At 65.9% G+C, this 8,827-nt stretch carries 7 protein-coding genes; 2 read left to right on the top strand and 5 right to left on the bottom strand.

Annotated elements, in window-relative coordinates:
• Window positions 1-2: 2 nt before the first annotated feature.
• The 3 genes from D452_RS29245 to D452_RS0112460 form a co-directional block, all read right to left on the bottom strand.
• Window positions 3-3,134: a hypothetical protein gene (locus D452_RS29245; protein WP_152498580.1), complete on the bottom strand. Its 3,132-nt coding sequence runs from the start codon at window positions 3,132-3,134 to the stop codon at window positions 3-5.
• Between the two features lie 232 nt (window positions 3,135-3,366).
• A complete protein-coding gene (locus D452_RS0112455; protein ID WP_026129233.1) occupies window positions 3,367-3,738 on the bottom strand; it encodes a DUF6507 family protein in 372 nt (123 codons plus the stop codon).
• Window positions 3,731-3,988 (bottom strand): hypothetical protein, encoded by a 258-nt coding sequence (locus D452_RS0112460; RefSeq protein ID WP_017544481.1) that lies wholly within the window; start codon window positions 3,986-3,988, stop codon window positions 3,731-3,733. Before D452_RS0112460 ends, D452_RS0112455 begins: the two co-directional genes overlap by 8 nt.
• Before the next feature lie 303 nt (window positions 3,989-4,291).
• On the opposite strand from D452_RS0112460, the gene D452_RS0112465 reads away from it, so the two are divergent.
• On the top strand, window positions 4,292-6,313 hold the full coding sequence (locus D452_RS0112465) for an ABC1 kinase family protein (RefSeq protein WP_017544482.1): 2,022 nt from the start codon (window positions 4,292-4,294) through the stop codon (window positions 6,311-6,313).
• Window positions 6,314-6,318: 5 nt separating this feature from the next.
• Here the strand turns inward: D452_RS0112465 and D452_RS28215 are convergent, their stop codons facing one another.
• Together D452_RS28215 and D452_RS0112475 are read right to left on the bottom strand one after the other, a co-directional pair.
• Entirely contained in the window at window positions 6,319-6,897 is a 579-nt protein-coding gene (locus D452_RS28215) for a TetR/AcrR family transcriptional regulator (RefSeq protein ID WP_017544483.1), read from the bottom strand.
• A gap of 16 nt (window positions 6,898-6,913) precedes the next feature.
• Window positions 6,914-7,237, bottom strand: coding sequence for a DMT family transporter (locus D452_RS0112475; RefSeq protein WP_017544484.1), 324 nt, complete (start codon window positions 7,235-7,237; stop codon window positions 6,914-6,916).
• 340 nt (window positions 7,238-7,577) lie between these two features.
• Here D452_RS0112475 and D452_RS0112480 point away from each other — a divergent pair.
• A partial coding sequence (locus tag D452_RS0112480) for a L,D-transpeptidase (RefSeq protein WP_017544485.1) occupies window positions 7,578-8,827 on the top strand: 1,250 nt, incomplete at its 3' end.

Here is an 8,827-nt window from a genome sequence, read left to right on the forward strand (position 1 = left end):
CGTCAATTTCCAGCCCTCCGATTCGGAATGTCGTAGAGGCCAAGGCTATAGCCAGAGTGCTTTTCGTTAGTTGAGGGTGCTTCGCCCAGGGCTTTCTGTTTCTGTTCGGGCGTGATGTTCTTTACCTCTGCATAGTACAATTTGCCCTGGGCTCGTGCCTTCTCAATCATTCGCGCGATTTGCAGCTCGTTTGGATTTCCGACCGGTTTCTTCAAGCCCCGATCCTTCATGTCTTCCTGGGTGGCCTCTAGGTATTCAACGGATCCCTGAGATACCTTCCTTAGTCCATCGCCGTCTGGAATCGTCCTTTCTCCGAGCTCTGTGGTTTGGCTGCTCTTTGCCTCCACAATCAGGATACCACCGTCCTCCAGAGGCCAGATCTGATCAAACTGATAGTTCCCTGACCCTGGGGCGCCCTGGATATCAAACGGGCGCACGTTCCCGTCGCCATAGTAATCCTTGACCTTTGGTAGATCAATGGGTTGTCCGTTCTTGTCTGTAAACGAGTGCTCCCCGTCAAACAAATCTCGGACAGCCGCCTCGGCCCCTCTTTCTCCGTAGCTCTCACTCTTTTTGGTCATGTCATTGTGTAGTGGGGCGTGTTTTTTCTCGCTCTCAATTACCTCTGGATGCTTACCGGAATAGTCCCGATGCTTTTCCCTAACGTTTGCGAGTTCTTTCTCAGCCTTCAGGTCTGCCTCGATCGCGTCCTTGCGACTCTGGGCATAGTCATCCATATTGGCACTGTTCCTGCTTCCTTCGACGGAGAAGTATTCCCTGTCTCCCGTGAGCCGATATTTCGGCGGATCCGCGTCCGGAAGTGTGTCCAAGGCAATCCAGGGAGATCCATCCGAAACGCGCCCAAGCTGTGGGATTTTAAATCCCAGGATGGTTCGTTGGATTCTGAACCTGCTGCCGTTCTTGTTGTAGAATTCCTGGAAGAACTCCGGTCTTCCCTGTCTGATCCTTTCGTTCAGGAAATCCGTGAACTTCTTGGCGAATTCCTTGTGCGGCATGTCTGGAGTCAGGCCGATCGCCTTGGCGATATCCCTGGAAACTTCTCCGCGCGTCTTTCCCTTGAACTTTCGCGAATCTTGGTTTGCATCGTCGTCTCTGGTGAAGCGGTTGAATTCGGATTCCTCGGGCGACGTTCTACTCGGTTTCCCATCAGAGGTATCTCGTTCGCCTCCGCGATCCGAAGGTCCCGCTGAATCTCCTCTGTCGGGGCCAAGATCGTCACTACCGGTTCGGTTGAGGGTCGGCTCGAAGTCTCTTCTGAAAGACCCCTGGTCTGTGTTGTCGTGGCGGGAGATGGAACCGTCCCCTTCGGAACGGTTGGTGTTGGTGGAGCCGCTGTCGCTGTTCCGGTCGGGGGTAGTGAGGTTGCCTTCGGAGTTTCGTGCGATGGGCCCGCGGTCGCGTGCTTGTGGGGTGTTGCTGTGGTTGTTCGAACCGATGTCGCTTGTAGACCGGTGTCCGGAGCGGTCGCCGTCGATGTTGGTCAGGTTCAGGTTCTGCTCACCGGAACGGTCGTGGTTGCTACTGGACTGCTCCGAGTGGCTGTCGTTGCCTCTGGCAGCCGCGCCCACGAGCTCTCTGCCCCGGCTTTCAGGCTGCGCGTCGGATCTCCACTCGTCACTGACTCTGTTCAGCCGGTCCGAAACGGAGGCGGCGTCGGGGTGGTTGTCGAACCCGCTGTCTGAGCCTCGGCTGGGAGTTTCGGTGTCGGAGTCCCGTCGACTGACACCGAACTCCTGCTCGATGGCCTGTCCCCGGGCGGTGAGGTCGGCCCGGTCCTCGGGGGAGATCACCCTCTCGAAGACGTCCTCGCCCAGCTGCGCCTGCCGGGTCGTCGGTTCCTGGTTTGAGTTGTCGGCGGGTTTCCGGGGTTTGTTGGTTTCGGGCTCGGGAGAGGAACCGGGTTGGCCGGGGCGGCCACTACCCCCTGAGGTGGAATCGCTGGTGGCGGTGTTCAGGCGGTCCAGGGACGCGGTGACCTGAGCGACCTGGGACGGGGTCATGTTGCTGGTGTCGATGTTGACGACCGGCGCCCTGTTACCGCCGTAGGTGGGCACCTCGGGCAGGTTCGGCAAATCCACCCCGCCGCCGCGGTTGGAGCCGCCCATGCCGTCCAGGATCGCCATGCCGCGCCAGGCCATCAGCGGCACGCCCACCACCGCGCCCACACCCGTGGCGGTCAGGACCGCGCCGCCCACGGTCGCGCCGATGTTGAGCAGCGCGGTCCCGATCACGTACCCGGGCCGTTCGCCCCATTCCTCCCAGGGCACCACCGAGTGCGCCAGGTCCTTCCACGCACCCTTGACACTGTCCGCGCTGGCACGCCCGAACTCGCCGGTCTCGGTGTCATACAACCCCACCAAAGACGCGGCCGAGGTCAGGTTGTCCCAGTGGTACTCCTTGAGCGAGTCCCCCCAGGACTGCTGGAACCACCCCTGGGAGGAGTGGGCGCCCACCATCGCCCCCACACCCTCGACCGCGCCCACGCCGAAGTCCCATGTGGCGGCGCCGGCGTCGATCCACCACCCGTGGTCGGTCCCGGCGCCGGTGACGCCCCATTCGGTGGCCAGTTCGGTCAGATCCTGCTCGAAGCCGTGGTAGAACACGTTCGGATCAAGGTCGGCCTCACCCTCGGGATACTTCTCGAAGCCGGTGCGGTGGGGGATCTCCTTGTTGATGGCGTTGGCGCAGGCGTTCTCGATCTCGGTGTAGTCATCGATGATCCGCCCGCCCTTGTCGATCAGTTCCTGGTTCTCGGCCACCAGGGGGCTTTCGTTGCCCATGATGCGGTCCCAGCGTCCGTCGGCCTTGCGCCAGTCCTCGCCTTCGGCGGCGATGCGGGCCCGTAGGTCGTAGGCCTCTGAGCGCAGGCTGGACCAGCGTTCCTTGATGCCCTCCACCTCGCTGGCGAAGGTCTCCAATGCGGTGGCGGCGTCGGCCAGGCCGCCGGAGACCTCTTCACCGTCGGGGGCGATGGGGTCCAGAACCGCGTGCAGGGTTTCGGCTTCGGGTGCTGAATAGCAGGTGGTCAGTCCGGACCAGGCCGAGGTGATGCTGTTGCCGGTCTGGCTGATGGATTCGCCGATGGTGCGCAGCCCGGAGGCCATGGAGTTCACGTACTCGGGTGTGACCGGGGGTTCGGGGAAGGTCAGGGGGTAGATGACCTCATCGGCGTCGATCAGGCTCTCTTTTTGTTCCTTGACGGTTTTGGGGGGTGGCCGGGGTGGTTCCGGGGTCGCCGAGGATCACGAGAGGGCACTCCGAACGAGAGGCGAGCGAGGGGAAAGGAGAGGGGTGGGGGTGGGGCAGACCCTGTACGGGGGACAGGGGACCAAGGGGCGAGGGGTGTTAGAGGAGGGTGGCGCCGTCGGGGGGTGGCGGTGGGGTGGGTTCGGGGATGGTGCCGGCGGTGCTTTGGGCCTCGGCGGCCATCTCGCGGTCGCCTTCCATGTAGAAGGTGGTGGCGTCGCTGGTGCCTTCCAGGGCGGAGGCGGTCAGGGAGAGCATGTCGCCGAGTTTGCCGAAGTGGTGTTCGGCGAACTCGCCCAGGGCGATCCCGATGGGTGGGCTGTTGATGTGGGTGTTCAGTGCTGTGATGCGGGTTTCGAGTTGGGTCATGTGGCCGAGTAGGCCCTCGGTTCCGCCTTCCTCGCCGATGTGCTCGCTGGTTTGGGTCAGGACCACACCGACCTGTTGGGGGTCCACATCCCAACTACCCACGCCAACCTCCGAACGCCTCGGGGCGGAAGACGCCCTCATTCGCCTCCAGGTCCAAGACCGGGTCGGGCTCCGGGGCCTGGGTGGTCTGGACGGTGTACTGCATCCGGTTCAGGGCCGTGCTGAGCCGGTGGAAATCGAAGCGGGCGCGGGTGTGCATCTGCTCGGCGGCCGCCGCGATACGCACCGTGGGGTGCGGGACGTCGACAACTGGTTCGGGTGAGTCCTGATCGGGGGTGAACTCGAACTTCACGGTCCTGCCTCTCACACACGCGTCTGCTTGCCCGGTGTTGGGTGAGTCGCACCGCGAACACCCACGGTTCCGATTCTGGCGGACTTTGTCGCGCTTTGTGGGACTGCGTTCCCGGCCTGGAGGGGTGAATCCGGGAGTTACGGCAGGTCAAGCGATCCTGGGGGTGTTGAGGGCGGCCGAAGCTGGCCTTGTGGCGTGGATCCGTGGGTTGTCCACAGGCTGGAGACGGAGGCTGTTGGCGGGCGGCCCGGGGTGGCAGTGTTGAAAGCCCCCTCTCTCATCCGGCTCCTCTGAAGGACGTTGATGGAAACGCTGACCGTCACCTCGGTGTTCGGCATGGTCGTCGGCCAGGTCGTGTCGCTGGTAGCGCTGGTCCTGGTCCTGCTGGGCCTGGGCAAGCTGGCCAGTCGGCTCATGGACGTGCCGTTCAATCTCCCGCGTCTGGCCCTGGCGGCGCTGGTCGGGGCTCCGCTGGGCTCGGTGGGCGCGATCCTGGCCTACTACGGCAGCTTCGAGGCGCTGAACTCCCTCGAACCGGCCGACCTGGACCAGCCCGCGTACGTGTCGCTCATGCTCTTCGCCATGGCGGTGGGCGCCATGCTCGCCTTCGTCGGCCTGGAACTGCTGTTGCCCCGGGGCACCCGGTTCCGGCCGGTGGCCATGGTGCGGGAGGCCAGGAACTGGTTCGGGCGCCTCGGCAGGTACCGGCGCATCCTGTGGATCCTGGCCCGGCACGGGCTGGGCGGTTACGTGCTGGGGAGACGGGAGGGGATCGACGACACCTCGGTCCAGCGGCGCCTGGCCCGTTCCCTGGTCCGCTCCATGGAGGAGGCCGGGGTGATCTTCGTGAAGCTGGGGCAGGTGCTGGCCACCCGGCGGGACCTGCTGCCGCCGGTGTTCGTGGAGGAGCTCGGGCGCCTGCACAGCGAAGTGGCCAAGGTGCCCTTCGAGCGGATTCGCGAGTGCGTGGAGGGTGAGCTGGGCCGCCCCCTGGAGGAGGTCTTCGCCGCGTTCGACCCCGAGCCCCTGGCCGCCGCCTCCGTCGCGCAGGCCCACCCCGCGCGGCTGCACGGGGGTGAGGAGGTGGTCGTGAAGGTGCAGCGCCCCGGGATCGTTCCGGTGGTCCGCAGGGACCTGGACATCATCCGCAGGCTGGCCCGCCGCTTCGACGAGTACACGGACTGGGGGCCCGCGATCGGGGTGCTCGAACTGGCTGACGGGTTCGCCGGGGCGCTGTTGGAGGAACTCGACTTCGAGGTGGAGGCCGCCAACATCGCGGCCGTCGCGGACGCCACGGGTGGTTCGGAGGTGCGCATCCCCCGCGTGTACGAGGCCTACACCGGTCGTCGCGTGCTGGTGATGGAACGGCTGCACGGCACCCAGGTGGGTGGAGGGGACCTCTCGGCGGAGGAGGGGGAGCGCATCGCCCGGGTCCTGCTGGACTGCTTGTTGGAGCAGGTGTTGATGAGCGGGATCTTCCACGCCGACCCGCATCCGGGCAACATCCTGGTGCTCGACGGGGGCGGCGTGGGGCTGTTGGACTACGGGTCGGTGGGGCGTCTGGACGCCCGGACCCGGGAGGCCCTCCAGATGATGCTGCTGGCCATCGACCGGGGCGACGCCGTCCTGCTGACCGACACCCTGTTGGACGTGGTCGACGACCCGGGGGAGATCGACGCGGAGCGGCTGCGTCGTTCGCTGGGGCAGTTCATGGCGCGGTACCTGCACGGGAGCACCACCGCGAGCATGCGGATGTTCACCGAACTGCTGATGCTGGTCACCCGGTTCGGGCTGGTGCTGCCCGCGGAACTGGCCGGGGTGTTCCGCGCCCTGGCCACGCTGGAGGGGACGCTCGTGCACCTGTCACCGGGGTTCGACACGGTGGCCGAGGCCAAGCGGTACGCCGGGGCACGGATGTCCGAGCAGCTGGGCACCGGGAACCTGCGCGAGATGGCGTCGGCGGAACTGATCGCCCTGATGCCCACGCTGCGGCGGCTGCCGCGCAGACTCGACCGGATCACCGACCAGCTGCACAAGGGCCGGTTCACCGTGCAGGCCCGGCTGTTCGCCCACCCCGAGGACCGAAGACTCCTGCGCTCGGTGGTGTGGCGCGCGGTCATGACGGTGCTGGCCGTGGTCACGGGGTTCATGTCGGTCGGGTTGTTCAACGTCACCGAGACGCAGGGGGTGTCCTGGCTGGAGCTGGCCACGCACACCAAGGCGCTCAACCTGCTGGCGTGGGTGCTGCTGGCCGCCACGGCCATGTTCGTGCTGCGGTTGTTGGTGGACATGGTTCGGGACGGCGGTGACAGGGGGAGGAGGTGACCCGGTCAGCCGTGGATGAGGCGGCGCAGGACCCGGTGGACCTCCTCGGCGTCCGGCGGGGGGCTGGTGGTGCAACAGCACAGGAAGTAGCCGTTGGCAGCCGCGGCCACCCCGGCCCGCATCTCGGGGTCGGGGAGGTAGGGAACGAGGAAGGCGTCCACCGCGGACATCCAGCGGTCGGTCTGTGCGCGGAGCGCGGGGCGCCGGGCGGCGAGCAGGAAGAGTTCCATCTCGGCCAGGGCGTGGGTCCGGTCGGGTTCGGTGCCCTCGGCGATGAGGGCGGCGAACCCGCGCAGGGCCTGCTCAGGGTCCTCGGGGAGGGTGTCCATGTACGCGACGTAGGTGTCGTTCACCCTGGTGAGGGCGGCGACCAGGAGGTCGTCGACGGAGGCGTGGTAGTAGGTGACGGTGCTGGGCGGGACCCCCGCTTCGGCCGCCACCCGGCGCTGGCTGACGGCGGAGACGCCGTCCCGCGTGATGACCTCCATGGTGGCGTCCAAGAGCAGCCGCCGCCGTAGCTCGCCCTTGCGGAGGCGGCCGTCACTGATGTTCTCCGGATCCCGTTCCGGCTGCTTGGTGCTCACGTCACTATCCTGCCGGTCAGTGCTGGCCGCCCATCTCCAGGGCCATGACCCCGGCGATCACCAGAGCGATGCCGCCCACCTGGATCCAGGTCAGGGACTCCCCGAGGAACAGGACGCCGATGACGGCGAGGAGGGCCACGCCCAGGGCTGCCCACACCCCGTAGGCCACCCCGAGCGGCATACCTCGCTGGAGCGTCTGCGAGAGCATGTAGAACGCGCCGAGGTAGCCGACCACCACGAAGATCGAGGGCAGGAGTCTGGTGAACCCCTCGGAGAACTTCAGGGAGGTGGTGGCGAAGACCTCCAGGAGGATCGCTCCGGCGAGCCAGAACCAAGGCATGGGTTCCCCCAGTCACACCGTGGGGTCGGGTGCCCCCGGAAGAAGTTGGTCGATCGAGTAGGTTTCTCCGGAGAAACAACCTGATCGGATGACCCAGATTCTAGGTCGGGCATGATGGCAGGGCAAGCGCAGAAGCGCTTCCGGGCAGCCCGGAACCCGCCCCCCGGTGGACCGCGCCCGTACCCCCTGGGTGTATTCTCGGCGCTCCCGAGTGCGACAGTTCGCCCTCTTTCGGATAACTGCTCCATACCGATACGCACGAGTTCAGAACCTTTTCCGTGCGGGAGCGTCTTACTCATTGCAGTAGATCGGTTCCAGTTTCAGCTACGGAGGTCCAGACGTGACGGGGAAGTCCCACCCGGCGGTGACGCGGCGGTTCGGCATCGGTCTGGTGGCGCTCGCTCTCGCAGCGACCGCCTGTACCTCCGGTGACGCCGAGACGCAGAGCAACGCCGATCCCGCCGACGCCGAGCCGGCTGAGCTGAGCATCACACCGGAGGCCGGTGGCGAGGAGATCGCGCCGAACACCCCCATCCGGGTCAACGCCCAGCAGGGAGTCATCACCGACGTCAGAGTCGACCAGGTCGTGGTCGGTGAGGCGGCGGCCGAGGGCGATGGCGGAGCTGAGGGCGAGGGGGACGCCGAGGGCGACCTCTACGCCATGACCGGCACCCTCAACGAGGACGAGACGGAGTGGGTCAGCGACTGGAACCTGCGCCCCGGCTCCGAGGTCGTGGTGACCGCCACCGCCGAGAACGACGCCGGTGAGGAGACCGAGTTCACCTCCGAGTTCACCACCAAGGAGGCCGTCGCCGGGCAGCGCCTCGAACTCGTCTCCAACTTCCCGAGCTCCGGTGACACCGTGGGCGTCGGCATGCCCGTGGTGATCAACTTCGACATGCCCGTCACCAACAAGACGCAGGTCGAGAACTCCATGAACGTGGTCGCCGAGCAGGAGACCGTCGGCGCCTGGAACTGGGTCACCGACCAGATGGCGGTCTTCCGGCCCGAGGAGTACTGGGAGCCGTACCAGAACGTCACCGTGGACCTGAACCTCGCCGGCGTCGAGGCGTCCGAGGGCGTCTTCGGGGTGCGGAACTACCAGATCGACTTCGAGATCGGCCGTGAGCTGATCGCGACCATGCACGTGCCGGACCACGAGATGATCATCGAGATCGACGGCGAAGAGGAGCGCGTCATCGAGGTGAGCAACGGGGCGGCCAACCGTCGCTTCGACACCACGACGACCGGCACCCACGTCATGATGGAGCGCTACGAGCAGCTCACCATGGACTCCGCGACCGTGGGCATCCCCGAGGACGACCCCGGCTCCTACCTGGTGGACGTGCAGTACGCGGTGCGCACCTCCAACAGTGGCGAGTTCGTGCACGAGGCGTCCTACAACGGCAACATCGGCTCGGCCAACACCTCCAACGGTTGCACCAACCTGCGGATGGACGACGCCCAGTGGTTCTTCAACAACACGCTCATGGGCGACATCCTCGACACCACCGGTACCGACCGCGAGTTCGAGTGGGACAACGGCTGGGGCTACTGGCAGAAGTCCTGGGACGAGTGGCTGGGGGGGGG

The sequence above is a fragment of the Nocardiopsis prasina DSM 43845 genome (genome assembly GCF_000341265.1).
In the GTDB taxonomy this organism is placed as follows: Bacteria; Actinomycetota; Actinomycetes; order Streptosporangiales; family Streptosporangiaceae; genus Nocardiopsis; species Nocardiopsis prasina.